Annotated in this window: 23 protein-coding genes; 15 read left to right on the top strand and 8 right to left on the bottom strand. The window is 71.8% G+C overall.

The genetic code is table 11. The annotated features are described in order from the left end of the window. Positions 1-4: 4 nt before the first annotated feature. Genes kdpB through CJ022_RS09095 form a run of 4 tightly spaced genes read left to right on the top strand, consistent with a single transcriptional unit; the run spans position 5 to position 6,075 of the window. Positions 5-2,071, top strand: coding sequence for a potassium-transporting ATPase subunit KdpB (gene kdpB, locus CJ022_RS09080; RefSeq protein WP_101926410.1), 2,067 nt, complete (start codon positions 5-7; stop codon positions 2,069-2,071). A 9-nt stretch (positions 2,072-2,080) separates the two neighbouring features. Further along, positions 2,081-2,701 (top strand): potassium-transporting ATPase subunit KdpC, encoded by a 621-nt coding sequence (gene kdpC / locus CJ022_RS09085; protein WP_101926411.1) that lies wholly within the window; start codon positions 2,081-2,083, stop codon positions 2,699-2,701. Positions 2,702-2,705: 4 nt separating this feature from the next. Then, on the top strand, positions 2,706-5,360 hold the full coding sequence (locus CJ022_RS09090) for a sensor histidine kinase (RefSeq protein WP_101926332.1): 2,655 nt from the start codon (positions 2,706-2,708) through the stop codon (positions 5,358-5,360). After that, on the top strand, positions 5,350-6,075 hold the full coding sequence (locus CJ022_RS09095; RefSeq protein ID WP_101926333.1) for a response regulator transcription factor: 726 nt from the start codon (positions 5,350-5,352) through the stop codon (positions 6,073-6,075). Before CJ022_RS09090 ends, CJ022_RS09095 begins: the two co-directional genes overlap by 11 nt. A gap of 3 nt (positions 6,076-6,078) precedes the next feature. Here the strand turns inward: CJ022_RS09095 and CJ022_RS09100 are convergent, their stop codons facing one another. Genes CJ022_RS09100 through CJ022_RS09110 form a run of 3 tightly spaced genes read right to left on the bottom strand, consistent with a single transcriptional unit; the run spans position 6,079 to position 9,496 of the window. After that, positions 6,079-6,273, bottom strand: coding sequence for a hypothetical protein (locus CJ022_RS09100; protein ID WP_101926334.1), 195 nt, complete (start codon positions 6,271-6,273; stop codon positions 6,079-6,081). Beyond that, a complete protein-coding gene (locus CJ022_RS09105) occupies positions 6,270-7,412 on the bottom strand; it encodes a PepSY-associated TM helix domain-containing protein (protein ID WP_101926335.1) in 1,143 nt (380 codons plus the stop codon). The genes CJ022_RS09100 and CJ022_RS09105 overlap by 4 nt, the downstream gene beginning before the upstream one ends. A 2-nt stretch (positions 7,413-7,414) precedes the next feature. Beyond that, positions 7,415-9,496: a TonB-dependent siderophore receptor gene (locus CJ022_RS09110; protein WP_158238382.1), complete on the bottom strand. Its 2,082-nt coding sequence runs from the start codon at positions 9,494-9,496 to the stop codon at positions 7,415-7,417. Between the two features lie 177 nt (positions 9,497-9,673). Between CJ022_RS09110 and CJ022_RS09115 the strand changes: the two genes are divergently transcribed. The 3 genes from CJ022_RS09115 (at position 9,674) to CJ022_RS17070 (ending at position 14,100) form a co-directional block, all read left to right on the top strand. Beyond that, positions 9,674-12,379: a bifunctional acetate--CoA ligase family protein/GNAT family N-acetyltransferase gene (locus CJ022_RS09115; protein ID WP_101926337.1), complete on the top strand. Its 2,706-nt coding sequence runs from the start codon at positions 9,674-9,676 to the stop codon at positions 12,377-12,379. A 111-nt stretch (positions 12,380-12,490) separates the two neighbouring features. Beyond that, complete coding sequence (gene dinB / locus CJ022_RS09120) at positions 12,491-13,570, top strand: DNA polymerase IV (protein WP_101926412.1); 1,080 nt, start codon at positions 12,491-12,493, stop codon at positions 13,568-13,570. A gap of 188 nt (positions 13,571-13,758) precedes the next feature. Then, entirely contained in the window at positions 13,759-14,100 is a 342-nt protein-coding gene (locus tag CJ022_RS17070; protein ID WP_158238383.1) for a hypothetical protein, read from the top strand. Between the two features lie 206 nt (positions 14,101-14,306). Here the strand turns inward: CJ022_RS17070 and CJ022_RS09135 are convergent, their stop codons facing one another. Further along, positions 14,307-14,603, bottom strand: coding sequence for a DUF2218 domain-containing protein (locus CJ022_RS09135; protein WP_101926339.1), 297 nt, complete (start codon positions 14,601-14,603; stop codon positions 14,307-14,309). A gap of 173 nt (positions 14,604-14,776) precedes the next feature. Between CJ022_RS09135 and gph the strand changes: the two genes are divergently transcribed. Continuing rightward, a complete protein-coding gene (gene gph / locus CJ022_RS09140; protein WP_101926340.1) occupies positions 14,777-15,451 on the top strand; it encodes a phosphoglycolate phosphatase in 675 nt (224 codons plus the stop codon). Positions 15,452-15,453: 2 nt separating this feature from the next. Here the strand turns inward: gph and CJ022_RS09145 are convergent, their stop codons facing one another. Next, positions 15,454-16,434 carry a mitochondrial fission ELM1 family protein gene (locus CJ022_RS09145; RefSeq protein WP_233198665.1) on the bottom strand — a complete coding sequence of 327 codons (981 nt, stop codon included), beginning with the start codon at positions 16,432-16,434 and terminating at the stop codon, positions 15,454-15,456. Between the two features lie 95 nt (positions 16,435-16,529). On the opposite strand from CJ022_RS09145, the gene CJ022_RS09150 reads away from it, so the two are divergent. The 6 genes from CJ022_RS09150 (at position 16,530) to CJ022_RS09175 (ending at position 21,511) form a co-directional block, all read left to right on the top strand. After that, positions 16,530-17,117, top strand: a complete 588-nt coding sequence (locus tag CJ022_RS09150) for a malonic semialdehyde reductase (protein WP_101926341.1) — start codon at positions 16,530-16,532, stop codon at positions 17,115-17,117. A gap of 89 nt (positions 17,118-17,206) precedes the next feature. Further along, entirely contained in the window at positions 17,207-17,929 is a 723-nt protein-coding gene (locus tag CJ022_RS09155) for a YceI family protein (RefSeq protein ID WP_101926342.1), read from the top strand. Between the two features lie 110 nt (positions 17,930-18,039). Then, complete coding sequence (locus CJ022_RS09160; RefSeq protein ID WP_101926343.1) at positions 18,040-18,750, top strand: pirin family protein; 711 nt, start codon at positions 18,040-18,042, stop codon at positions 18,748-18,750. 59 nt (positions 18,751-18,809) lie between these two features. Next, on the top strand, positions 18,810-19,010 hold the full coding sequence (locus CJ022_RS09165) for a zinc-finger domain-containing protein (RefSeq protein WP_101926344.1): 201 nt from the start codon (positions 18,810-18,812) through the stop codon (positions 19,008-19,010). A gap of 28 nt (positions 19,011-19,038) precedes the next feature. Next, positions 19,039-20,160, top strand: coding sequence for a glycosyltransferase family 4 protein (locus tag CJ022_RS09170; RefSeq protein ID WP_101926345.1), 1,122 nt, complete (start codon positions 19,039-19,041; stop codon positions 20,158-20,160). Beyond that, positions 20,135-21,511 carry an O-antigen ligase family protein gene (locus tag CJ022_RS09175; RefSeq protein WP_101926346.1) on the top strand — a complete coding sequence of 459 codons (1,377 nt, stop codon included), beginning with the start codon at positions 20,135-20,137 and terminating at the stop codon, positions 21,509-21,511. Before CJ022_RS09170 ends, CJ022_RS09175 begins: the two co-directional genes overlap by 26 nt. A 305-nt stretch (positions 21,512-21,816) precedes the next feature. Here the strand turns inward: CJ022_RS09175 and lpxL are convergent, their stop codons facing one another. Continuing rightward, entirely contained in the window at positions 21,817-22,731 is a 915-nt protein-coding gene (gene lpxL / locus CJ022_RS09180) for an LpxL/LpxP family Kdo(2)-lipid IV(A) lauroyl/palmitoleoyl acyltransferase (RefSeq protein ID WP_101926347.1), read from the bottom strand. A 98-nt stretch (positions 22,732-22,829) separates the two neighbouring features. Here lpxL and waaA point away from each other — a divergent pair, with 98 nt between their 5' ends. Further along, positions 22,830-24,167: a lipid IV(A) 3-deoxy-D-manno-octulosonic acid transferase gene (gene waaA, locus CJ022_RS09185; RefSeq protein WP_101926348.1), complete on the top strand. Its 1,338-nt coding sequence runs from the start codon at positions 22,830-22,832 to the stop codon at positions 24,165-24,167. A 13-nt stretch (positions 24,168-24,180) separates the two neighbouring features. Here the strand turns inward: waaA and CJ022_RS09190 are convergent, their stop codons facing one another. Together CJ022_RS09190 and CJ022_RS09195 are read right to left on the bottom strand one after the other, a co-directional pair. Next, complete coding sequence (locus CJ022_RS09190; protein WP_101926349.1) at positions 24,181-25,539, bottom strand: TolC family outer membrane protein; 1,359 nt, start codon at positions 25,537-25,539, stop codon at positions 24,181-24,183. Between the two features lie 19 nt (positions 25,540-25,558). Further along, on the bottom strand, positions 25,559-26,221 hold the full coding sequence (locus tag CJ022_RS09195; protein WP_101926350.1) for a protein-L-isoaspartate O-methyltransferase family protein: 663 nt from the start codon (positions 26,219-26,221) through the stop codon (positions 25,559-25,561). Positions 26,222-26,226 lie beyond the last annotated feature (5 nt).

The following is a 26,226-nucleotide window of genomic DNA, read 5'->3' on the forward strand; positions in this document are numbered from 1 at the left end:
CCCGATGCCTCCTCTCACTGAAACCGCCGCGCCGACGCGCGGCACCAATCCCCGCCTGTTCGACGCGGCCATCCTGCGCAGCGCCTCGGTCGACGCGTGCCGCAAGCTGTCGCCGCGCCACGCGCTGCGCAACCCGGTGATGGCCGTGGTCTGGCTGGGGACCGTGCTGACCGGCGCCCTGACCGTCCTCGGCCATGCCGCACCTGCCCTGGGCGGCAGCATCACCGCGGTCCTCGCGCTGACCGTGCTGTTCGCGAACTTCGCCGAGGCCATGGCCGAGGCCCGCGGTCGCGGCCAGGCCGCATCGCTGCGGCGTGCGCGCCAGGACCTCGTCGCGCGTCGCCTGGCCGGCGAGGCCGAGGGCGCCGCGGAAACGCAGGTGCCCGCTGCGGAACTGAAGCCGGGCGACCTCGTGGCCGTGTCGGCTGGCGAACTGATCCCCGCCGACGGCGAGATCCTGCGCGGCGTCGCCACGATCAACGAGGCCGCCGTCACCGGCGAGTCCGCGCCGGTGCTGCGCGAGGCCGGCACCGACCGCTCCGGCGTGATCGGCGGCACCAAGGTGCTGTCGGATGCGATCGTCGTGCGGGTGACCGTGGAAGCCGGGCACAGCTTCCTCGACCGCATGATCGCGCTGGTCGAAGGTGCCAACCGGCAGAAGACCCCGAACGAGATCGCGCTCGGCCTGCTGCTGACCACGATGACGCTGACCTTCCTCGTCGTCGTGCTGACGCTGCCGGCGATCGCGGGCTTCGTCGGCGTGCGCCTGGACCCGGTGCTGCTGGTCGCGCTGCTGGTGTGCCTGATTCCGACGACGATCGGCGCACTGCTGCCGGCGATCGGCATCGCCGGCATGAACCGCGCGCTGTCGGCGAACGTGCTGGCCAAGTCCGGCAAGGCGGTCGAGCTGGCCGGCGACGTCGACGTGCTGCTGCTCGACAAGACCGGCACCATCACCTACGGCGATCGGCAGGCGACCGCCTTCCATGCACTGGCCGGCATCGATCCCGATGCGTTGCGCGAGGCAGCGCTGCTGTCGTCGCTGGCAGACCCGACGCCGGAGGGCAAGTCGATCGTCGCGCTGGCGCGTCGGCCCGGCGAGGCAATCGAGGTGCCGGCGGACGCACGCTTCGTCGCGTTCACCGCGCAGACGCGCATGTCCGGTGTCGATCTCGGCAATGCGGGCGCGCCGCGGCGGATCCGCAAGGGCGCGCTCGACGCGATCCTTGCGCACGTCGTGGCGCTCGGCGGCCAGCAGTCGCATGAATTGCGCGCGCGGGTCGAGCAGGTCGCGCGCGGCGGCGCCACGCCGCTGGTCGTCGCCGACGGCGCGCACGTGCTCGGCGTCGTGGAACTGTCGGACGTGGTCAAGACCGGCATCCGCGAGAAGTTCGCGCAGCTGCGGGCGATGGGCATCCGCACGGTGATGATCACCGGCGACAACCCGCTGACCGCGGCGGCGATCGCGGCCGAGGCCGGCGTCGACGACTACATCGCCGAGGCGCGGCCCGAGGACAAGCTCGCGCGCATCCGCAGCGAGCAGGCTGCCGGCCGGCTGGTGGCGATGGTCGGCGACGGCACCAACGACGCGCCCGCGCTCGCGCAGGCCGATGTCGGCCTGGCGATGAACTCCGGCACCCAGGCGGCGAAGGAGGCCGGCAACATGGTCGACCTCGATTCCGACCCGGCCAAGCTGCTGCGCGTCGTCGAGGTCGGCAAGCAGCAGCTGATCACCCGCGGTGCGCTGACGACGTTCTCGCTGGCGAACGACGTGTCGAAGTACTTCGCGATCCTGCCGGCGCTGTTCGCCGCGGCGATCCCGCAGATGGCCGTGCTCGATGTCATGCGGTTGTCGAGCCCGGCCAACGCGGTGCTCGCCGCGCTGGTCTTCAACGCGGTCGTGATCCCGATGCTGATTCCGCTGGCCCTGCGCGGCGTGCGTTTCCGCGCCGGCAGCGCGACCGCCCTGCTGCGCCGGAACATGCTGGTCTTCGGCCTCGGCGGCGTGCTGCTGCCGTTCGCCGCGATCAAGCTTATCGACCTCGCGCTTGCCGCCATCTTCGGTTCCTGAGGAATGTCCATGTCCACTGTTCCCGCGTCCTCCCTGTCGACATCACGTCCGCGTGGCCTGCTGCGCGCAGCCTGCGGTCTCGCCGCGGTCACCCTGCTCGGCTTCGGCCTGCTGTATTCGCTGGCGGCCACCACGCTCGGCGGGGTGCTGTTCCCCGCGCAGGCGCAGGGCAGCCTGATCGAGCGCGACGGCCGCATCGTCGGCTCGGCGCTGGTCGCGCAGCCGTTCGTCGACGCCCGCTATTTCATGCCGCGGCCGTCGGCCGCCGGGTACGACCCGATGGCACTCGCCGGCAGCAACCAGGCGCGCACGAATCCGGACCTGCGCACGGCGATGACAACGGCCGTCGACGATATCGCCGCCCGCGAGGGCATTGAAGCGCGCGACGTGCCCGGTGATCTCGTGACCCGCTCGGGCAGCGGCATCGATCCGCACATCAGCCCGGAGGCCGCACGGGTGCAGATCGCGCGCGTCGCGCGGACACGCGGTCTCGCGGTCGCCGACGTCGAGCGCCTGGTCGAGGCGCATACCGCCGGCCCGCAGTTCGGGCTGCTCGGCGCGCCGCGTGTCGATGTGCTGGCGCTGAACCTCGCGCTCGATGCGCAGGCCGGCGGGCGCGGCGCAGAATAGGCCGATGGTCGACAACCGCGACGCCCGGGCCGATGCCCTGCTGGCCGACACCCGACGCCGCGAGGCGGGCGGGCGGTTGACGGTGTTCCTCGGCGCGGCGCCCGGCGTCGGCAAGACCTACGCGATGCTGTCGCGCGCACGGGAACTGCACGCGACCGGCGTCGACGTCGTCGTCGGCCTGGTGGAAACCCACGGACGCGCGGACACCGCGGCGCTGCTCGACGGGCTCCAACAGCTGCCGCGGCGCCAGATCACCTACCAGGGCCGCACGCTGGACGATCTGGATGTCGATGCCGTGCTCGCGCGTCGCCCGGCGCTGGTGCTGGTCGACGAACTCGCGCATCGCAACGTGCCCGGCAGCCGCCACGAGCGCCGCTGGCAGGACGTCGTCGACCTGCTCGATGCCGGCATCGACGTCTGCACCACGGTCAACATCCAGCACCTGGAAAGCCTCAACGATGTCGTCCACCGCATCACCGGCGTGCGCGTCACCGAAACCGTGCCGGACGCGCTGTTCGACCGGCTGCGCGACATCCGGCTGGTCGACCTGCCGCCGGCGGAGCTGATCGAGCGGCTCAAGGCCGGCAAGGTCTACCTGCCCGACCAGGCGACGCGCGCACTGCAGGCGTTCTTCTCGCCATCGAACCTCGCCGCGCTGCGCGAACTGGCGATGCAGACCGCGGCCGATCGCGTCGATGCCGATCTGCGGGGCAGCCAGGCGGCGCGCGGACTGCCGGGGTTCGCGCTGCGGCGCACGGTGCTGGTCGCGATCGATGGCCTCGGCACTTCCGACTACCTCGTGCGCGCCGGCCGCCGGATCGCCGAGCGGCGCGATGCGCCGTGGCGCGTGGTCACCGTCGATGCCGGCGGTCGCAGCGATGCGCCGCGCCAGCTCGAACTCGACCAGGCCTTCGCACTCGCGCGCAGCCTCGGCGCCGAGACCGACGTGCTGCACGGCAGCCGCATCGCCGATGCGCTGCTCGAACACGCCGAGCGGATCGGTGCGTCGACGATCGTCGTGGGCCGCACGCGTGAGCGACCGTTCGCGCGCATGGTCAACCGCACGCTGACCCAGCGCCTGCTGCAGCAGGGCGCGCGCCACGAGCTGGTGATCATCGGCACGCCGGACGCGCGGGCGAAGGCGCGTCGACGCCGGCGCATCGGCGAGGCGGCCTTCGGCGCGCGCGACATCGGCCTGCCGGTGGTCGCAACCGCGCTGGCCATCGGCTTCGGCTGGCTGGCGCAACGCGTCGCCGGCCTGGACGATCTGTCGATGGTGTTCATCGTCGCCGTCGTCGTCGTCGCCGCGCAGGCGCGCATGGCCGCGGCGATGACCACCGCGGTGCTGTGCTTCGTCAGCTACAACTTCTTCTTCATCGAACCCCGCTTCACCTTCCAGATCGGCGCGCATCGCGGCGTGGTCACCGTCGTGCTGTTCCTCGCCGCGGCGCTGGTCGCCGGGCGGCTCGCCGCGCGATTGCGCGAACAGGTGCTGGCATTGCGCGCGGCCAACACGCACGCGACCGGCCTGCAGGCGCTGGGGCGGCAGCTCGCGGGCGCGGCCGATCTCGGGGAAGTGGTGGCGGCCGGACGCAACGCGCTCGCGCGGGCGCTCGATGCGGAGGCATGGCTGCGCATCGGCGACGTGGACGCAGCGGCCCAATGGCCTGACGGTCTCGACCCGGCCGCGGTCGACTGGACCCGGCGACACGGCCAGCCGGCCGGCCGCTTCACCGACACGCTGTCGGCGTCGCGCTGGTGGCTGCTGCCGCTGCGCGCGGGCAGCGAGACGCTCGGTGTCGCGGCGCTGCGCTTCCCGGAGTCGCGCACGCGACTCGGCCTGGAACAGCACCGGCTGGCCCAGGCGATGGCCGACGACATCGCCCAGGCCGCGCTGCGCACGCGGCTGGTCGCCGATCTCGAAGGCGCACGTGTCTCGAACGAAACCGAGCGCCTCCGGTCGGCGCTGCTGTCGTCGGTGTCGCACGATCTGCGCTCGCCGCTGGCGTCGATGATCGGCTCGGCCAGCAGCCTGGTCGGCTACGGCGACACGATGGACGCGACCGATCGCCGGGCCCTGCTCGACACCATCGTGCTCGAGGGCGAACGGCTCGATCGCTACATCCAGAACCTGCTCGACATGACCCGGCTCGGTCACGAGGGCCTGGTGCTCAATCGCGACTGGATCGGCGTCGACGAACTGGTCGGCGCGGCGGTCGGGCGCCTGCGCCGCTACCAGCCCGGGATCGTGGTGGACAGCGACGTGCCCGCCCGCCTCGCGCCGCTGTGGGTGCATCCGGCGCTGGTCGAACAGGCGCTGTTCAATGTGCTGGAGAACGCGGCGAAGTTCTCGCCGCCCGGCGCGCCGGTGCGACTGGTCGCACGCGAGGTCGACGATGCGCTGCGGATCGACATCAGCGACCGCGGCCCCGGTATCCCCGACGACGAGCGCGCCCGCATCTTCGACATGTTCTACAGCGTCGAACGCGGCGACCGCGGCCGCAAGGGGACCGGCCTCGGCCTGACGATCTGCCAGGGCATGATCGGCGCCCACGGCGGCGCGGTCGAAGCGCTGCGCGGGCCCGACGGCCACGGCACCCTGATCCGGATCACGCTGCCGCGGCAGCGGCCTCCGTCAGACTCGCCCGATGCCGACTGATCCTGCCGCCGCATCCACGCCGGTCCGCGTGCTCGTCGTCGACGACGAGCCGCAGATCCGCCGCTTCCTCGACATCAGCCTGCGCGCGCAGGGCTACGAGGTGCTGCTGGCGGCCGATGGCGAAACCGGACTCGCGATGCTGGCCGAGCGCGGCGCCGATCTCGTGGTGCTCGACATCGGCCTGCCCGGCCTCGACGGCCACGCGGTGCTGCGCGCGATCCGCAGCTGGTCGGCGGTGCCGGTGCTGATGCTCAGCGTGCGCGCGGGCGAGGGCGAGAAGGTCGCGGCGCTGGACGCCGGCGCCAACGACTACGTGACCAAGCCCTTCGGCACGCAGGAACTGGTCGCGCGCATCCGCGCCCTGCTGCGCGCGCAGGCGCCGGCGGCCGACACCGCGGCCGCGTTCGACGACGGTCACCTGCGCATCGATTTCGCGCGGCGCGACGTGCAGCTCGATGGCGCGCGGGTGACGTTGACGCGCAAGGAATACGCCCTGCTGGTGCTGCTCGCGCGCCATGCCGGCCGGGTGGTGACCCAGCCGCAGATCCTGCGCGAGGTCTGGGGCCAGTCGCACGTCGAGGACACGCACTACGTACGGATCCTCGTCGCGAAACTGCGGCAGAAACTCGGCGAGGACGCGACCTCCCCGCGCTACCTGGTCACCGAGCCGGGCGTGGGTCTCAGGCTCGTACTGGCGCCACCACCGGCGCCCTGAGGCTCAGCGTCGCCGCGGCGACGCGCGGTCGCGTCGCCACCAGCAGGCCCCGGCCACCAGCACCACGAGGCCCAGCGCCAGCCAGGACACGACGTCCCAGACGCCATCGCCGACCAGTGCGCTGACGAGGCCGATCGCGCTCGCCAGCGCGAGCAGGGCCGGCCAGCCGAAGACCCGGCGCAGCTCCGCGCCGGTCATGCGCCCGTCCCCGCGGCCTGCGCCGCTTCGAGCTCGCGCAGCCGGGTATCGGTCGAGCCGCGACGCTTCCACAGCACCAGGCCGCTGACCAGGATCACGATCGTCAGCAGGTCCAGCAGTGCCCAGACGATCTTCAGCGGCAGCCCGCCGTAGTCGCCGAAATGCAGCGGCTGCGACACCAGCAGCGCGGTGATGTAGGCCGGACGTCGTGGCATGCCGGCGAAGGCGCCGGTTTCCGCGTCGACCAGCACCGCCGAATACAGCCGGCTGGTCAGTGGCGTGTCGCCGAGCAGGAACACGCCGAAATGGTGGTCGCCGCTGTAGCCGGTGCCGGGAAAGCTGACGAAGGCCGGCGCCATGCCGGGCGCGTGCGCCCGCGCGAGCGCGACCGCGTCGGCCAGCGAGCCCAGTGCGGTGGGCCGCGGCCGCGCGCCGATGGCGTCGGTCAGGTCGGCCAGCGCGCTCGCCTGCCACAGCTGCGACAGCGGCGTCGCCAGGGTGTTGATCGCGCCGGTCAGGCCGACGACCAGCGCCCAGGCCAGGGTGACGATGCCCAGCATGTTGTGCAGGTCCAGCCAGGCCAGCCGGCGGCCGCGCCCGGTGCGCACGGTACCGAACGGCACCTTGCGCATGAAGGGCGCATACAGCACCACGCCGGAGACGATCGCGGCCGCGAACAGCAGCGTCATCAGGCCGAGGAACAGCGTGCCCGGCAGGCCGGCGAAGACATCGGTGTGCAGCCGGTAGATCAGCCACATGACGCCTTCGTTGAACTGCGGCACGTCGGCGATCGCGCCGGTGTACGCATGCATCACCACGGTGTGCATCCGGGCCGGCGGCGTGTCGGCGGTCGGGCCGGTGTTGACGTAGACCAGCGGCTCGTCCGGATACCAGCCGAGGAACAGCGGCTGTTCGCCGGGCTGCTGCGCCGTCGCGATGCGCAGCAGCGCATCGAGATCCATCGGCTGTGCGCCGGGCGCGGGCGCGTCGACCTCGGGCTCGGCGCCGGTGGCGTGCGCGATCTCGTGGGCGAAGATCAGCGGCAGGCCGGTCAGGCACAGCAGCAGCAGGAACACGGTGCACACCAGGCTCGTCCACTTGTGGACGAGGAACCAGGCCTTGAGCGCGCGTCGCTGCATGCTCAGAACCGGTAGCCGACGGTGGCGACGACGTAGCGGCCGTTGCCGATGAAGCAGTCGCCGAACACCCGGCACGGGGCGTAGTAGGTGCGGTCGGCGAGATTGGTCGCGTTGAGCAGGAACGACCAGGCGCCGGTGTCGTAGCCGACCATCGCATCGGCCAGCGTGTACGACGGCGTGCGCAGGCTGTAGTCGGCGGCGTGCGACTGGGTGTCGCCGACGTGGCGCACGCCGAGGCCCGCGCGCAGGCGGCCCGCGGTGCCGACGTCGAAGCTGCGCGTCGCCCAGAGCGACGCCAGCTGGCGCGGGATGTCGGCCAGCCGCTTGTCGAGCTCCGGCGCGAAGTTGCTTTCGGTCACGCGCGCATCGTTCCAGCTGTAGTTTGCGTTGACCGCGACGCCGGCGACCTCGAACGCGGCTTCCAGCTCGACGCCTTCGGCCTCGACCCGGCCGACCTGGACGATGTTGACCGGGTTCTCGGGATCGTTGGTCGAGCGGTTGGTCTCTTCGAGGCGGTAGACGTTCGCGGTCACCAGCGCGTTGCGCGTCGGCGCCCACTTCACGCCGACTTCGACCTGTTCGCCGCGCACCGGTTCGAACGCGACGCCGTAGACGTCCTGGCCCGGGGTCGGCAGGAAGGACTCGGCGTAGCTCGCGTATGGCGACCAGCCGGGCGCGACATCGGCGATCACGCCGACGCGCCAGGTCGTCGCGTGGTCGGACTGCGTCGGTGCGCCTTCGGTTTCCGACCGCGCGCGGTCCCGGCGCGCGCCGAGCACGACCGACACGCGGTCGGCCCAGCGCATCTGGTCCTGCACGTAGACGCCGAGCTGGGTGTTGCGCTGGTCGGGCTTGCGCACGTAGTCGGGCGCGACGAAGCCGGTCGACACCGGAGCATAGACGTCGATCGGCGACCCCAGGCCCGAGGCGGTCAGCGCGGATTCGCGGAAATCCGACCAGTCCACGCCCGCCAGCACGCGATGCTCGACGCGGCCGGTGGCGAAGCGCGTCTCGACCGCGGTGTCGGTGGTCAGCACGCCGATGTCGGGCTTCACCGCATAGGCGAAGCGGTTGACGATGCGGCCGTCGGGATCGAGGAAGGGATTGGCCGGATTCGAATACACGTCCGGGTAGAGCTCCTGGAACGTGGTCTGGATGTCGGCGTAGCGCAGGTTGCTGCGCACGGTGACGCGGTCGTTGACCCGGTGCTCGGCCAGCAGCGTCAGCGCGTCCTGGCGCGCGTCGAGGCGGTCGTAATCGCGGTCCCCGAGGAAGGCCGACGACGGCAGGCGACGCCCGGGCGGCGCCAGCAGCGTGGAGACCACTGGCAGGAACTGCTGGCTGGAGGCGCTGTCGTCGCGCTGGTGCAGGTAGATCGCCGTCAGCGTCGTCGCGTCGGTGGGCCGCCAGGTCAGCGACGGCGACAGCAGCACGCGGTCGTCCGACACCCAGTCGGTCTGCATGCCGCTGTCGCGGACCAGGCCGACCAGGCGTCCGGCCCAGGTCTCGCCGCTGCCGAGCGAGCCGGTGACGTCGACCATCAGCTGGCGCCGCTCGTGACTGCCGGCCTGCACGGCGATCTCGCCGGCCGCGTCGCCGAACACCGGGCGCTTGCTGGTCGCGTTGACCACGCCGCCGCTGCCGCCGGCGCCGTACAGCGTCGACGACGGCCCGCGCAGGATCTCGACGCGTTCGAAGGTGTAGACGTCGGGCCGCGGCACCGGGTCGTAGCCGAAGATCTGGCGCAGGCCGTCCTGGTACTGGGCCGAGGTCATGCCGCGGATGCCGAAGCCGTCGCCGCGCGTGTCGAGGCCGTAGGGCTCGGCGATGACACCGGCGGTGTAGCGCAGCGTCTCCTGCAGGTTCAGCGCGCCGCGCGCGGCGATCTGGGCATCGCTGACCACGCTCACGGCCTGTGGCGTCTCGGTCACCGCGGTATCGGTCTTGGTCGCGACCGAGGCGCGCTGGCCGACGACATGGATCGCGTCGAGCGTGGTGGCGGACTGGGCGAACACCGGGCCGGCGGCGAGCGTGGCGAGCAGGGCGAAGGACAGGCGTTGGGGCGGGTGGCGGGGGCGTGACATGAGGGAACCGGCAGGGCGCCGAGGCGCGGGACGGCGGAATTCTGTGCTTCGCCCGATCGGAATGCAAACGATTCGCATTCGCCGAGAGCGTCGGGGCCGGTGCCCGGGGGCGGGCGTGTGCGGAGCGCGGACATGGCACGCGCTAAGGTGGCGCGGCCTCCCGCCTCGCCGTTGCCGATGAGTACCTACGCGCTCCAGTCCGTGTTCCAGCCCGCGTCGGTCGCGATCGTCGGGGCCAGCCCCCGGCCCCGTTCCCTGGGCCGGCTGGTGCTGCAGCAGCTGCGCGGCGGCGGCTTCGCGGGTCCGGTCGGGGTGGTCAACACGCGCCATGGGGCGATCGACGGGCTCGCGACCGTCGCCCGGTTCGACATGCTGGGCTTCGTGCCGGAGCTGGTGATCCTGGCCGTGCCGCCGGAGGACGTCGCCGGCGTCGCGGCCGCGGCCGCCGAGGCGGGCGCCAAGGCGGCGATCGTACTGACCCGCGGCATGGGCCAGGGCGCCGGCTCGCACAACGCCGCGCTGGCCGAGGTCGCGCGCGCGCGCGGGCTGCGCATCGTCGGGCCGAACTGCCTCGGCGTCATCGCCCCGCACGCGAAACTCTTCGCCAGTTTCGCCGCGCATGCGCCGGTGCCGGGCGATCTGGCGCTGATCTCGCAATCGGGCGCGGTCGCGGCCGGGATGATCGAGTGGAGCCGTCCGCGTGGCATCGGGTTTTCCGCGGTCGCCTCGCTCGGCGATGCGCTCGACGTCGATTTCGCCGACCTGCTCGACTACTTCGCGACCGACCGCCACACCCGCGCGATCCTGCTGTACGTCGAGCAGATCCGCGATGCGCGCAAGTTCCTGTCGGCAGCGCGTGCCGCGGCACGAGCCAAGCCGGTCGTCGTCGTCAAACCGGGCCGCCATGCCCGCGCGCATGCGGACGCGGCGACCTACACCACCGCGCTCGCCAGTCCCGATGCCGTCTACGACGCCGCCTTCCGCCGCGCCGGCCTGCTGCGCGTGCATGCACTCGACGAACTGTTCGCCGCGGCCGAAACCCTGTCGCATCTGGGCTCGCTGCCGGGCCGACGGCTCGCGGCGATGACCAACGGCGTCGGCGTCGGCATGCTCGCGCTCGACCGCCTGGTCGATCTGGGCGGCGAACGCGCGACGCTGTCGGAGGACACCGTGGACACTCTGGACGCGGAGCTGCTGCGCGGCTGGTCGCGGCGCAACGCGGTCGACATGCTCGGCGACGCGGACGGCGCGCGCTACGCGGTGACGTTCGATGCGCTGATGCGCGACCGCGACAACGATGCGGTGCTGGTGATGCAGGTGCCGACGGTGCTGTCGGATGCGCGCGAAACCGCCGAGGCCGTCGTCGGTGCCCTGCGCGCGTTGCCGCGGGAGATCGCGCGCAAGCCGGTGTTCGCGGTCTGGCTCGGCAACGACGCCGATGCGGTCGCCACCCTCAGCGGCGCGGGCATTCCCACCTACGCCAGCGAGGCCGACGCGGTGCGCGGCTTCATGTACCTGGTGCGGCACCACGAGGCGCAGACCGCGCTGATGGAGACCCCGCCCAGCCTGCCTGCCGATTTCGTCGTCGATGCCGACGCGGGCCGCGCCATCGTCGACGCGGCGCTGGCGCGCGGACGCACCTGGCTCGAACCCGCCGACATCGCCGCCCTGTTCGCCGCCTACGGCATTCCGATCGCCGATGCCCGGCATGCCGACGATGTCGAGGCGGCGGTCGCGGCCGCCGCGCCGCTGCTCGCACGCGGCGAGGCGGTCGTGCTGAAGATCAGTTCCCCCGACATTCCCCACCGCTCCGACGTCGACGGCATCCGCCTGAATCTCGGCAGCGCGGAGGCGGTGCGCGACGCCGCGACGGCGCTGCTGCGCCGCACGCGCGAGGCGCGCCCCGATGCGCGCATCGACGGCCTGACCGTGCATCCGATGGTGGCACGCGCCAAGGCGCGCGAGCTGATCGCCGGCATCGCCGACGATCCGACCTTCGGCCCGGTCCTCGTGTTCGGCCGCGGCGGCAACGCGGTCGAGGTCATCGACGACAAGGCGCTGGCGCTGCCGCCGCTGGACCTGCGCCTGGCCCACGAGCTGATCGGCCGCACCCGGGTCTCGCGCATCCTCAAGTCCTACCGCGACGTGCCCGCCGCCGACGAGCGCGCGGTCGCGCTGCTGCTGGTGAAACTGGCGCAGCTGGCGGCCGATATCCCGCAGGTCCGCACACTCGACGTCAATCCGCTGCTGGCCGACGCCGACGGTGTCATTGCACTCGATGCGCGTGTCGCGATCGCGCCGTCGCGGGCCCTGCACAAGGGCCGCGGCCATCCGCGGTTCGCGATCTTCCCGTATCCGACCGAATGGGAGCGCACGATCACGCTGGCGAGCGGCAAGACCGCGTTCGTCCGCCCGGTGCGGCCCGAGGACGAGGCGCTGTTCCGCACGTTCTTCGAGAAGGTCAGCACCGAGGATCTGCGGCTGCGTTTCTTCAGCGCGGTGCGGCACTTCAGCCACGAATTCATCGCGCGCCTGACCCAGCTCGACTACGCGCGCTCGATCGCCCTCGCGGCACTCGATCCCGAGACCGGCGAGATGCTCGGCGCGGTGCGGCTGCTGGCGGACGCCAACTACGACACCGGCGAGTACGGGATCATGGTGCGCTCCGACCTCAAGGGCGCGGGCCTGGGCTGGCGCCTGATGCGGATCATGCTCGAGTACGCGCGCTGGCAGGGCCTGAACACCGTCGAAGGCCAGGTGCTGCGCGAGAACACGACGATGCTGGCGATGTGCCGCCAGCTCGGGTTCTCGATCACGCCCGATCCCGACGACGGCACCGTCGCCATCGTGCGGCTGTCGGTCGGGGACGCGGCGCAGGCGTGACGCGCCACGCCGTGGCGTCGTGCACCGCGCGTGCATCGCCTGACGCAGGCACATGAACGTGCGCGGGGCGGTGTCGCCTGCGCTGCGACCGGGGCGGCGATAATGACGCCGGTGCGCAAGATCCTCCACATCGATATGGACGCGTTCTACGCCTCGGTCGAGCAGCGTGACGATCCGTCGCTGCGCGGACGACCGGTCGTCGTCGCGTGGCGCGGTGCGCGCTCGGTGGTGTGCGCGGCGTCCTACGAGGCGCGGCCGTTCGGCGTGCGCTCGGCGATGCCGGCGGTGACGGCGGAGCGGCTGTGTCCGGACGCGGTCTTCGTGCCGCCGGATTTCGCGCGCTACAAGGCGGTGTCGCGCCAGGTGCGCGAGATTTTCCTGCAGCACACCGACCTCGTGCAGCCGCTGTCGCTGGACGAGGCCTATCTCGACGTGACGACGCCGAAGATTCCATCGCCGAGCGCGACCGCGACGGCGGAGACGATCCGCGCGCAGATCCGCGAGGCGACCCGGCTGACGGCGTCGGCGGGTGTCGCGCCGAACAAGTTCCTCGCCAAGATCGCCTCCGACTGGAACAAGCCCGATGGCGTGTTCGTGGTCAAGCCGTCGCAGGTCGATGCATTCCTGATGCCCTTGAAGGTCGGTCTGATTCCGGGCGTCGGCAAGGTCATGGAAAAGAAGCTGGCCGACCTCGGCATCGCCACCGTCGGCGACCTGCGCGGCCTCGCGCGCGAGGAACTGGAGCTGCGCTTCGGCACCTTCGGCGCGCGCCTGTACCAGCGTGCGCGCGGCATCGACGAGCGCGCGGTCGAGCCGGACCAGCCGGTGCAGTCGATCTCCTCGGAAGACACGTTCGAAAGCGATCTGCCGCTGGAAGCGCTGGATCCGATGATCGAACGGCTCGCGGAGAAGACCTGGGCGGCGACGCGCAAGACCGAGCGCATCGGCCGCACCGTCGTGCTCAAACTCAAGACCTCGCAGTTCCGCATCCTCACGCGCAGCTTCACGCCGGACGCGCCGCCGTCGTCGCAGGACGAGCTGACGCGGATCGCACTGGCGTTGCGCGAGCGTGTCGCGTTGCCGGCATCGACGCGCTATCGGCTGGTGGGGGTCGGGATCGGGGGCTTCCGCGAGCGGGAAGAGTTGCCGATGCAGGTGGGGCTGTTTGGTGGGGAGTCGGGGGGCGGCTGAGGTGTTGGTCCGACGCGTGTCTGCACGAGGCTGCTCTCGGACAATCCTGGCGACTTCGGAACTTCTCGTGCCCGTGCCCATGCTCCCGCTTTGCTCTGGCTCTGGCTCTGGCTGTTGCGCTGCTCCTGGCTTTATCGAGCCGTAAAGCGAGCCGAGCATCGCAGGACGGCAGGGCCGAAGAGGCGCCCGTGTCTGAGCGCAGCGAGTTTGGGCGCCGTGCCCTGTCGTTCGAGAAGCGCAGGGAACCGGCGCGGCGCAGCCGCGTCGGCTCGTGTCCGGCGACGGCGGTTTTGCTTACTTTTGACAAGACAAAAGTAAGCCGCGCGAACAGCGCGGAAGCTCTGTTCTTCGCGAGTCAGTTGCACTCGCGCGTCGGCAGGGAAAGAACAGAGCGAAATCAATTGCAAGGCTTTCGCCCGCTTGCGCGTGCGAGTTCCTTTTTGAAGGACCAAAAAGGAACCAAAAAGTCCTGTCGCCGGACACTCGCCGATGCGATGAAGCCGCATCGGTCCCCTGCGCTCCTCGCCTGACGCGGCACGGCGCCCAAACTCGCTTCGCTCAGACAAGGGCGCGTCTTCGGCCGCGCCAGCCTCCGGTGCTCGGCTCGCTTTACGGCTCGGAAGATCAAATACCGAAGCCGGAGCCGGAGCCGGAGCCACAAGCTAAAAGCTAAAAGATGGAGCCAAGAGCTAAAGTTGGCGCTCAGCCCAGGCAAAGAGCGCCAAAGCCGGCATCCTCAGCCTGCCGTCCACTCGAACACCAGCGTCTCATCCCGCGCAAACCGCTGCAGATGGTTCTCGATGACCTGCTGGTAGCGCGCGCTGTCTTCCGCGTTCGGCTGCTGCAAGGTGATGCGCAGGGAGTCGCCGTCAACGTTGAAGTCCGCGCCTGCGGCGTCGCCGGCGAACGGGATGAACGCGTGCGTGTCGCTGTCGCGGCGGATCTCGAACTTGTGGCGCCAGTGGTTGCACAGCGTGCGCAGCAGGCGGGGCGCGTCGTTGGACACGGTCGACGTGTGGCGGGTGACGGGCATCGGAGCATTCCTGCACGGCGCGGACGCGGGCGTCCGCCGGGTCGACGAGGATAGAGGCCACGCCGCGTCGACGGAATACGCGCACCGCCAACGCTCTGTTGCACGCCGCCGCTGCGCAGGGCGTCGACACCGGATGCCGCACAATGCCGACCCGCTTCACCGGATGCCGCCCGATGCCCATCGCTTCTTCCGCCGCCGACTATCCTTGGCCCGTCGTCCTGTTCGATCTCGACGGGACGCTGGTCGACAGCGCGGCCGACATCGCCGAGGCGGTCAACCGCATGCTGGCCGAGCTCGATCTCGCGCGCGTCGACGAGGCGACGGTGCGCAGCTGGATCGGCGATGGCGCCGGGCAGCTGATCACGCAGGCGCTGCAGCATGCCGGCAGCAGCTTGACCTCGGATGCGGTCATGCCGCGTTTCATGGTGCATTACGCGGATTGCCTGCTGCTCGCGCCGCAGCTCTATCCCGGCGTCGCGGAGACCTTGCAGGCGCTGCAGGCGCGCGGGGTGCGCATGGCGGTGTGCACCAACAAGCCCGAGCGCTTCGTCGCGCCACTGCTCGCGGCGATGGGAATCGCCGGTCGTTTCGAGGCCGTGGTCGGCGCCGGCACGGTGGCCGAACGCAAGCCGCACCCGCTGCCGTTGACGCATCTGGCCGCGCATTTCCACGTGCCGGTGTCGCGCTGCCTGATGGTTGGCGATTCCGCGACCGATGCCGGCGCGGCGAATGCGGCGGGTGCGCCGCTGGTGCTGGTGTCGTACGGCTACCGGCGCAGCTTCGATCTGCACGGTTGCGGTGCGCTCGCGGTCATCGACCGCTTCGACGACCTGCTGGCCCTGGCCTGAGATCAGCGCGGCAGGTGGAGCCGGGTGCGCACGGCCTCGGCGACGCGCGTGGTCTCGCGCAGCGGGGTGACGGTCGTCGTGGCGATCGACATCCCCAGCACCGTGATGCGATCGCGGCCGAGCAGGGCGTCGACGAAGCGGCGCGGCGCGCCGTCGATGCGGTCCGGCGCGAACACCTGCACCGGTGCGCGGGTCGCGCAGGCTTCCGACAGCATGTTGACCGAGTCGGGCGAGCAGACGATGCGATCGGCCCAGCCGAGTACGCCGGCGTAGGGATTGGCCCCGTCGGCATCGCCGGCCCACACGTGGTCGGCGTCCGCGGGAAAGCGCGCCCGCAGCCGGGTGCGGATTGCGTCGGGCGTGCGCCGCGATGCGACCAGCAGCAGGCTGCCGCCGGTCTCCGCGCGCAGGGCGTCGAGCTGCGTGGCGAAGGCGTCGAACGCGCCGGCATCGAAACGCCCGTGGCGCGACGCGCCGCCCAGCAGCACGGCGGTGCGCGGGCCGGGGAGTCGCCCGAACGCCGGGAACGCCGCGCGTCCGGCGGCCAGCCAGGCGTCGTCGACCGGATGCAGGCTGCCGAGCAGGGTGATGACATTGGCGCCGCGCAGGGCGTCGTGCTCCGGCACGACGACGAGATCCCAATGGGACGGATCGAGCCGCGGATCCAGGATCTGCACCGTGCGTGCGCCGTGCGCGCCCGCGAGGCGCGTCGCCAGCGCGGCCTGGCGGCCGCAACCGATCGCCAGTGCGGGCGCCTCCGCGAGACGCCGCGCGAATGCGGGGCCGAAGGCCCGCGCGCTGCCCGGCAGCCGCCGCGGCGCGCACCAGCGCCATGGCGCGCGCGGCTGCAGATGCAGGGCCTCGACCGCGTCCGGCTGCAATGCCGCGGCCAGTGCTTCGGCCTGGCGGGCGTTGCCGGCGCGGCCGTCGCTGAGTGCCCAGATCCGCGACGCGGCCGGCCCCGGCGGGCGATCGTGTTCCACGTGTGTGACCCTCCGTTCCGGCACGACCCTGCGAGCCGGCGCCCGGGGACTCTACACTGCCGCTCTGTTCAGCCGATTCTGATCGAGGTGCCCCGATGTCCGAAGTCCTGTCCGATGCCGCGCTCGACCAGCTGTTCCGCACCGCGCGCACCTACAACGGGTTCAGCGGCGAGATCAGCGACGAGACCCTGCACCGGCTCTACGACCTGCTGAAGTTCGCGCCGACCTCGGCCAATTCGTCGCCCGCGCGTTTCGTGTTCGTGAAGTCGGCCGAGGCGAAAGCCAAGCTCGGTCCCGCGCTGAGCGAAGGCAACTACGAGAAGACGATGTCCGCGCCGGTGATCGTCATCGTCGGGTTCGACGAGGATTTCCACGAGAAGCTGCCGTTCCTGTTCCCGCACACCGATGCCAAGAGCTGGTTCGACGGCCCGCGCGAGGACCGACACGTGCCGGCATTCCGCAACGGCAGCCTGCAGGGCGCGTACCTGATCCTGGCCGCGCGCGCGCTGGGCCTCGACACCGGCGCGATGTCGGGCTTCGACAACGCCAAGGTCGACGCCGCGTTCTTCGCCGGTACCGCGATCAAGTCGAACTTCCTGGTCAACCTGGGCACGGGCGATCCGTCGACGATCTTCCCGCGCTCGCCGCGCCTGCCGTTCGACGAGGCCGCGCGCATCGAATAAGCGCCCCCGGGCGCGCCTGTCGCGCGTCGCCCGTGGCGCCGCACCACGTCGTTCCCTTCCCGCCGCCCCACGTTTCCGAGGATTCCAACATGCGCACCACCCAGTTCCTGCTGCTGCCCCTGGCCGCCGCGCTCGCGCTCGCCGCCTGCGCCGACCAGGACGCGCCCGCCACCGACACCGCGGCCGGTACCGCCGCCGTCGCCGCGCCGACCACCGCAGCGCCCGCCGACACCAGCGCCACCGCCGACAACGCCGAGACCGTCACCGGCATCTCCGGCACCTACGTCATCGATCCGCAGCACACCGACGTCATCGCGCAGTGGAGCCATTTCGGCTTCTCGCATCCGGTCGCGCATTTCGGCCAGGTCGACGGCCGGATCGTCTACAACGCCGAGGACGTCGCCGCCTCGTCGGTCGAGGTCACGCTGCCGCTGGCCGGCCTGAACTCGCACGTCGGCGATTTCGACGAGCATCTGCGCAGCGCCGACTTCTTCGATGCCGCGCAGTTCCCGAACGCGACGTTCAAGAGCACGGCGGTCGAAAGCGCCGGCGGCAACAAGCTCAAGGTGACCGGCGACCTGACGATCAAGGACATCACCAAGCCGGTCGTGCTGGACGTGACGATCAACAAGTTCGCCGAGCAGCCGATGGCCAAGCGCGCCGCGGCCGGCTTCGACGCGGTGGCCCAGATCAAGCGCAGCGACTTCGGCGTCGGTGCGTACGCGCCCAACGTCAGCGACGAGGTCGAGCTGCGGATCACGACCGAGGCGGTCGTCGCCGAGGACGCGGCGGCGCCGGCTGCGGCCCAGTAACATCGCGGCACCGCACGCGGCTTGCGTGCGGTTTTTTCGTCCGGCGCGCCAGCGATGGCGCGCCGGTGTCGTTTGGACCGGGCCCGGACCCGGCAGTTGTGAGGTTCACGATGCAGTTCCAGCGTCCCGGCGACCAGCGCGGTCGCACCACCGCCGACGGCCGCGACAGCCGCCATGCATTCTCGTTCGGCGACGCCTTCGATCCGGAGTGGACCGGCTTCGGCGCGTTGCGCGTCTGCAACGAGGATCGCCTGGCCGCGGGCGTGGCCCTGCCGCCGCAGCGTCGCGCCAACATGGAAATCCTGACCCTGGTGCTCGACGGCGCGCTGCGGCACGAGGACGACGTGGTCGGCGCGCAGACCCTGCCGGCGGGCTCCTGCCATCTGCTCGCCGCCGGCCATGGCGCCGACCAGCGCATCGCCAATGCGGCGTCGGATGCGCCGGTGCGCGTCCTGCAGCTGTGGCTGCAGCCGGCGCGGGTGAATCTCGCTCCGCAGTCGATGGCGGCGGCCATGTCGCCGGAGGCGGACGCCGGGGGCTGGCAGGTGCTGGCATCCCCGGACGGCAGCGAGGGCGGGCTGCCGCTGCGGTTGCCGGCGACGCTGCGGCGCGCCCGGCTCGCGCCGGGAACGGACGTCGGTGTCGACGGGCAGGTGGACCGCGACGGGTGGCTGCAGGTGCTCGACGGCGTCGTCGACATCGACGGCCGGACGTGTCGCGCCGGCGACGCGTTCGGCTGGCGCGACGTCGCCGGCCCGGGCCGCATCCGCGCGGCAGGTGCCGCCGCTGCCGATCTCCTGCTGCTGACGCTGGCGCGCTGAGCCCGTCCGGGCATCGCGCGCTAGAATGACGCGTCCCCACGATCGCCGATCCTGCCGTCATGACCGCAGCTACCGTCCCGCCGACGCAAGCCAATGCCCAGCAGCGCCATGACGTGCGCCGCGCCGAGCTGCCCCTGAGCTGCCCGCTGCCGTCGATGGGGCTGTGGAATTCGCATCCGCGCGTCTACCTGCCGATCGAGGCCGACGGCGGTGAGGCGGATTGCCCGTACTGCGGGACGCACTTCGTCCTCGTCGACTGACGATGGGCCGCGTGCCGGCGGAGGACGCATGCGCCGTCCGCTGACCGTCGTCCAGCTGCTGCCGGCGCTGTCGTCGGGCGGCGTCGAACGCTCCACGATCGAGATCGCCGGCGCCCTGGTCGCTGCCGGCCACCGGGCCATCGTCGTCTCCGCCGGCGGCCGCCTGCTGCCCGAGCTGAGCGCGACCGGCGCCGAGCACGTCACCTTCGACATCGGCCGCAAATCGCTGCGCACGCTGCGCCACGTGCGCACGCTGCGCGCGCTGTTCCAGGCGGCGCGCGTCGACATCGTGCATGCGCGCTCGCGGTTGCCGGCATGGCTGGGCTGGCTGGCCCTTCGCAGCCTGCCGGCCGCGCACCGGCCGCGCTTCGTCACGACGATGCACGGGCTCAATTCGCCGTCGCGCTACAGCGCGATTATGGCGCGCGGCGAGCGGGTGATCTGCGTGTCGCGCACGGTGCGCGACTACCTGCTGGCGCATTACCCGGCGACCGCGCCCGAGCGGTTGCGGGTGATCCCGCGCGGCATCGATCCCGCGCAGTTTCCGTCGACGATGCACCCCGACACCGCCGCGCGTGCCGCGGTCGCCGCGCGGCATCCGCAGCTCGCCGGCGACGGCCCGCTGCTGCTGCTGCCCGGCCGCGGCACGCGCCTGAAAGGCCACGGCGATGCGATCGCGCTGCTCGCGGCGCTGCGCCGCGACGGTCGCGATGCGCGACTGTGGATGCCCGGCGCGCGCGAGCCCGGCCGCGCGGCCTACATCGCCGAACTCGAACGCGACGCGGCGCAGGCCGGGGTCGCCGATGCGCTGGCGATCACGCCGGCCATCCGCGACATCGCCGGCGCCTACGCGGCCAGCGACCTGGTGCTGCAGCTCTCGCGCAAGCCCGAGGCCTTCGGGCGCACCGTCGTCGAGGCGCTGTCGAGCGGGCGGCGGGTGCTGGGCTGGGCGCATGGCGGGGTCGGCGAGCTGCTGGCCGAACTGCAGCCCGACGGCGCCGTGCCACCGTTCGACGCGACCGCGCTCGCCGATGCCGCGCGCCGCCTGCTCGCGTTCCCGCCCGGCACGGCGATGCCGGTTCCCTACACCCTGCGCGCAATGCAGGACGCTACGCTGGCGGTCTATGACGAACTCCACGACGACAACTGAGCGGCTCGCGCCGATCCGCCGGCCGGTGGGCTGGCGCTGGGCCCCGCACTGGGTTCTGGCCTTCGTGATCCTGTGGCCCGCGCCGGGGTACGCCGAAGGCGTGATGGTGCTCGGCGCGCTCGCGGCCATCGTGCACCTGCTGGTCGCGCGCTTCCGCGGCGGCGCGCAGCTGCTGAGCGCGCCGGCGTGGGCGCTGACCAGCGTGCTGTTCTTCGCCTACTGGCTGCCGCAGCTGATCTCCGCGATCGATGCGGTGGACACCGGACGCGCGCTGCGCGAGGCCCTGGTTGATCTGCGCTACCTGCCGTTCCTGTGGCTGGTCGCGTCGGCCGTCGCCGAGCCGCGCGGGCGGCGCATTACCCTCGGTGGGCTCGCGATCATCGTCTGCGTGTGGACGCTCGACGGCCTGGCCGAAGTGTTCTTCGGCACCAGCCCGCTGTTCTTCGGCATCGACCAGCTCAAGCAGCTGATCAGCGACCGGCCGATGTGCTCGCTGGAGCAACTGGCGCTGGCGGACCGGCTCGGCGGCGTGCTGGGGCCGTGCAACCTCAAGCTCGGCGTCGTGCTCGCCAGCCTGTCGCCGTTCGCGCTGTATGCGGCGGGTCGCCGCTTCGGCACGACCGGCTGGCTGGTCGTCGCCGCGGCCGTGGGCATCGTGCTGCTCTTCGCCGGCTCGCGCGCGTCGTGGCTGACCTACGGCCTGGTGCTGCTGTTCTCGGGCTGGCGCCTGCTGGGCTGGAAGAAGCTGCTCGCGGTCTTCGCCGTCGGCGTGGCGATCGCCATCGCGGCTGCGCTGCTGTCGCCGCAGGTGCGCGACCGTGTCGAGCGGACCGCGATGGGCCTGTCGGCCGACCAGGACGGGGTCGACAGTGCGCTGTCGGGCCGCACCCGGATCTGGGGCGCGGCGCTGTGCATGGCGCGCGAGCATCCGGTCAACGGCGTCGGCGCGCGCGGGTTCCGCGAGGCGTTTCCGGCCTGCGACCCGCACGCGGGCCGGGTGGCCGCCTGGGGCGACGGCCCGGCGTTCCACGCCCATCAGATCGTGCTCGAGGTGCTCAGCGAAACCGGCGTGATCGGGCTGCTGCTGTGGCTGTCCGGCGTCGCGCTGGCCTGGCGCGCGTGGCGCTTCGCCAGTCCGCTCGCACGCGAGCAGGCGCGACCGGCGATGCTGGCGCTGGCGGTCACGGTGTTCCCGCTCAACACGCACCTGGCGTTCTATTCGACGTTCTGGGGTGGTTTCACGCTGCTGCTGTCGGCCCTGTTCGCCGGCACCCTGCTGGCGCGTGCGACGCCCGACACGGAGCCCGGCTTGCAGGCGGGGACGCGGCCGCCGGGCGCTGTGGCGTCTTAGGGCCCTCGGACCGGTCGAGTCGCCGCATCACGTGTCGATCCCGCAAGCGCGATGCGGCGGTGATCCGCTGATCGCCTCGGGTTCGCGCGCAGGCGCGCTCTTGCAACCGGGCGATGTCTGCCGAATGGCGCACGTGCAGGAGCGCCACTCGCGCGAGACGCGCCGGATCTTCAACCGGTCATGTGGCTCAGGGCAGACGCGCTGACCGGGCACCCTCGAACACGCGGGTCCGTATTGCGGTCTCGCGGTATCGCGAACGACCCGCCTCCCACGTCTGCACCGCACGCCGCGCGTCCAACCACGCGTCAGTACAGCGACCCGCCTTCGGGCTGGCGCTTGAAGCGCCGGTGGATCCACAGGTACTGCGCGGGCGCGGCGCGGACCATGGTCTCGACGCCGGCCATGACGGCGGCGGTATCGGCGGTCGCATCGTCGCTGGGATACGGCGCCGGCGCGGGCCACAGCGTCAGCGTGTAGCCGCCGTCGTCGCGGCGGCGATGCTGGTACAGCACGACCGCGGCGCCGGACATCCGCGCCAGCTGGTGGGTCGAAGTCAGGCTGTGCGCGGGCCGGCCGAAGAACGGCACGTAGACCGCATCGCCGCCGCTCGGATCCTGGTCGGGCGCGTACCACAGCAGGCCGCCGCGCTTGAGATGGCGCACCACGCCGCGCACGTCGCGCTTGGGGAACATCGCAGCGGCATAACGCGCGCGACCGCGGCGCACCGCCCACTCCATCGCAGGCTGCGTGTGCGGCCGGTACATGCCGGCCAGGGGCACGTAGTCGCACATCAGCCGGCCACAGACCTCGAGCGTGGTGAAGTGGCCGGACACGACGATGACGCCGCGTCCGCTCTTCTGGACGGCTTCGATGTGCTCGACGCCCTCGACCACCAGCCCGCGCCGCAGCGGCGCGATCGAGCCCCACCAGGCGCGCGCGAACTCGAACAGGCCGATGCCGAGCGACGTGAAGTGCGCACGCAGCAGCGCCTCGCGCGCGGCGTCGTCGAGTTCCGGGAAACACAGCGCCAGGTTGCGCGCGGCGATGCGGCGCCGGCTGCCGAGCACGCGGCGCATGACGCCGCCGATGACGCGCCCCAGCGCGCGCTGCAGCGGCCACGGGATCCGCGCAGCCAGCGCCATCAGGCCGATGCCCAGCCAGGTCGGCCAGTGACGGGGGCCGAGCGGCGGGCGGGGCGATACGGGCGATGGCGTCGACATCGGGCCATTGTAGAAGGTGGTGCGTCGCGGTCCTTCCACGTGTGGGCTCGACGTGCGGCACAGCCGCCCGCCGACGACCCTTCCGCTATCCTGTGCGGATGGCTGCCGACCCCACAGAACGACTGCTGCGCGGCCTCTATTCGGCGCTGCTCTACGTGCTGGTGCCGATCACGGTCTACCACCTGATCTGGCGCGGTTTCCGCCAGCCGGCGTATTTCCAGCGCTGGAACGAGCGCTACGGCGTCTATCGCGCGGCGCCGTTGCCCGCTCCGGTGTGGGTGCACGCGGTCTCGGTCGGCGAGGTCAATGCCGCGGCGCCGCTGATCAACGCGCTGCTGGAACGCGATCCCGCGCGGCGCCTGCTGGTGACGACGATCACGCCGACCGGCTCGGCGCGCGTCGCCGCCCTGTGGGGCGAGCGCGTCGAACACGTGTATCTGCCCTACGACCTCAGCGGCGCGGTGCGACGGTTTCTCGCCCAGTACCGGCCGCAGGTCGGGTTGATCGTCGAGACCGAGCTGTGGCCGAACCTGTTGTTCTGCTGCCGCGATGCGGGCGTGCCGACCTACATCGTCAACGCGCGCCTGTCGGCGCGATCGCTGCGCGGCTACCGCGTGCTGCGGCCGCTGGTCGGACGCGCGCTGCGCACCGTGCGCCGGGTCGCGACCCAGTCGTCCGACGACGGCAAGCGCTTCGTGAAACTGGGCGCGCTGCGCGAGGCCGTGCTGCACACCGGCAATCTGAAGTACGACATCGCCGTCGACCAGGCCGCGGTCGACGCGCTGGTCGAGGCGTTCCGCGGCAACGCCGGCGTGCGGCCGACGTGGATCGCGGCGAGCACCCATCCCGACGAGGAAGCTGCGGTCGTCGACATCCACCGGCGCCTGCGCCAGCGCTGGCCGGACCTGCTGCTGTTGTGGGCGCCGCGGCATCCCGAGCGCTTCCGCGCCGTCGCCCAGCTCGGCGTCGATGCTGGCTGGCGCGTCGCCACGCGGGCGCTGACCCACTGGCCGGACGCGGGCGACGACGTCTTCGTGCTCGACACGCTCGGCGAGCTGGGCGCGTTCTACGCCTGCGCCGATGCCGCCTTCGTCGGCGGCAGCCTGCAGGACATCGGTGGCCACAACCTGCTGGAACCGGCCGCGGTCGGCACTGCGCCGGTGACCGGCCCGCATCTGCAGAACTTCACCGACATCGCGCGCCAGCTCAAGCAGGCCGGCGCGGTGCGCATCTGCGCCGACGCCGACGGCGTGCACGCCGCACTGGCCGAGCTGCTGGCCGATGACGACGCCCGACGCGCGATGGGGGAGGCCGGACGCGCGCTGGTGGCCGCCGGGCGCGGTGCTCTGGGACGCACGCTCGCGCTGGTCGAACCCGACCTGCCGGTACCGGATACGAAAACGGCGCGGATCCGATCCGCGCCGTTCGCTGTCTGACCTGCGGTTCCGGTTACTGCGGCGGGTTGGCCGCGCCGGTGCCGGTGGACGCGCCGACGCTGTTGACGTCGACCGTCAGCTGCCGGTTGATGTCCTGCAGGTTGGCGATGTCCAGCGTGCCCGCGGCCTGCTCGAGCAACAGCCGGCTCTGCAGGAAGTTGTACTTCGCGAACGCGTACTGCTGGCGCGCGGAGAACAGGTTCTGCTGGTTGATCAGCACGTCGATGACGGTGCGCGTGCCGACTTCCAGGCCGACCTGCGAGGCCTCGTAGGCGGCGTTCGCGGACACCAGCGCCAGACGGCGCGCTTCGACCTCGGTGATGCCGGCGACCAGGTTCTGGTAGGCGCTGCGCGTGTTGCGCTCGATCGCGCGGCGCTGCGCCTCGTACTGGTCGGCGGTGATGTCGCGCTGGGCGATCGACTGGCGCACGCGGGACTGGGTGATGCCGCCGCTGAAGATCGGCACGGTCAGCGTCAGGCCGATGCTGTTGGTTTCGCCCTCACGACCCAGCGAGCCCTGGTTGGTCTCGCCCCAGCTGTCGCTGCGGCCGTAGCTCGCGCCGAGGTCGAGGGTCGGCAGGTGCCCGGACTTCGCCGCGGTCACGTTGTAGCCGGCCGATTCGACCTGGTATTCCAGGGCCTTGAGCTGCGGATTCTGGTCCAGCGCGGTCGCGACCCAGGCTTCGGCGTCGCGGCCCTGCGGCAGCTCCGGGGTGAAGTCGTCGGGCAGGCCGCGCAGGTCGGTGATCGGCGCACCGGTGATCTCGGCCAGCGCCTGGTAGGAATCCTGCAGCGCGTTGCGCTGGACGATCGTGTTGGCGCGGGCGCTGTCGTACTGGGCGCGCGCTTCGTGCACGTCGGTGATCGGCGCCAGGCCGACTTCGAGGCGCTTGTCGGCGAAATCGAACTGGCGCTTGAACGCGGCTTCTGCGGCCTCGGCGGCGGCCAGCGTCTCGGTCGCGACCAGCACGTCGAAGTACGCCGCGGCGGTGCGGGTGATCAGCGTGTCGTTATCGGCGTCGAGCTGGAAGTCCGCCGCGGTGCTCAGCGCGCGCTGCGAGCGCAAGGTTGCGACCTGGCTCCAGTCGAACAGCACCTGGCCGGCGTTGATGCCGTAGCTGCGGGTGCGACTGCTGCCCGAAAAGCCGGCGACGCGGCTCTCGGTCAGCGAGGCGCTGCCGTTGATCTGCGGCAGCAGCGCGCCACGCGCCTGGACCGCGCCTTCGCGGGTCGCGAGGCGCTGCGACTCGGCGATCGACAGCGTCGGATCGTTGGTGCGGGCCAGCTCGTAGGTCTGGACGAGATCGGCGGCGAGCAGCGGGCTGGAGGTCAGCGCCAGTGCGAGCGACAGGAACAGGGGGCGGCGGAACATCGGGGAATCCTTCGATCGATCAGAGGGAGAACTGCGGCACGGGCGCGGCGCCGGCGAGATACGCCAGTCCGGTCTCGAACAACGATTCGACGCGCGGTGCGTTGACGTCGTCGCCGTCGCGGCGCACGCGCACCGCTTCCATCGCGGGCGCACGGCCACGGACGATGAACATGCGACCGCCGGGGCGGAGCCATTCGACGAACCGCGTGGGGATGACGTCGGCCGCGGCGCAGACGCAGATCGCGTCGAAGCGGCGGTCGGTGGTCCAGGCGAGCGCGTCGGCGGCGATGACCTGCACGTTGCCGATCGCCTGCGCCTGCAGCCGGTCGCGCGCGGCATCGGCGAGGTCGGCGTGGCGTTCGAGGGTGACGACGTCGCGCGCCAGGCTGGCGAGGCACGCGGCGAGATAACCGCTGCCGGTGCCGATCTGCAGCACCTCGTCGCCCGGGGTCAGCTCCAGCGCCTGCAGCGCGCGGCCTTCCACGACCGGCTTGAGCATGCTTTCGCCATGGCCGATCGGCAGCTCGATGTCGGTATACGCCAGCGCGCGCCGCGTCTCGGCAACAAAGGCCTCGCGCGGAATGCGCGCGATCGTGTCGAGCACGCGGATGTCCAGCACGTCCCACGGCCGGACCTGTTGTTCCACCATCGCCTCGCGGGCCTTGGCGTAATCGATCGTCATCTCGT

The organism is Luteimonas rhizosphaerae (assembly GCF_002849595.1).
Classification (GTDB): domain Bacteria; phylum Pseudomonadota; class Gammaproteobacteria; order Xanthomonadales; family Xanthomonadaceae; genus Luteimonas; species Luteimonas cellulosilyticus.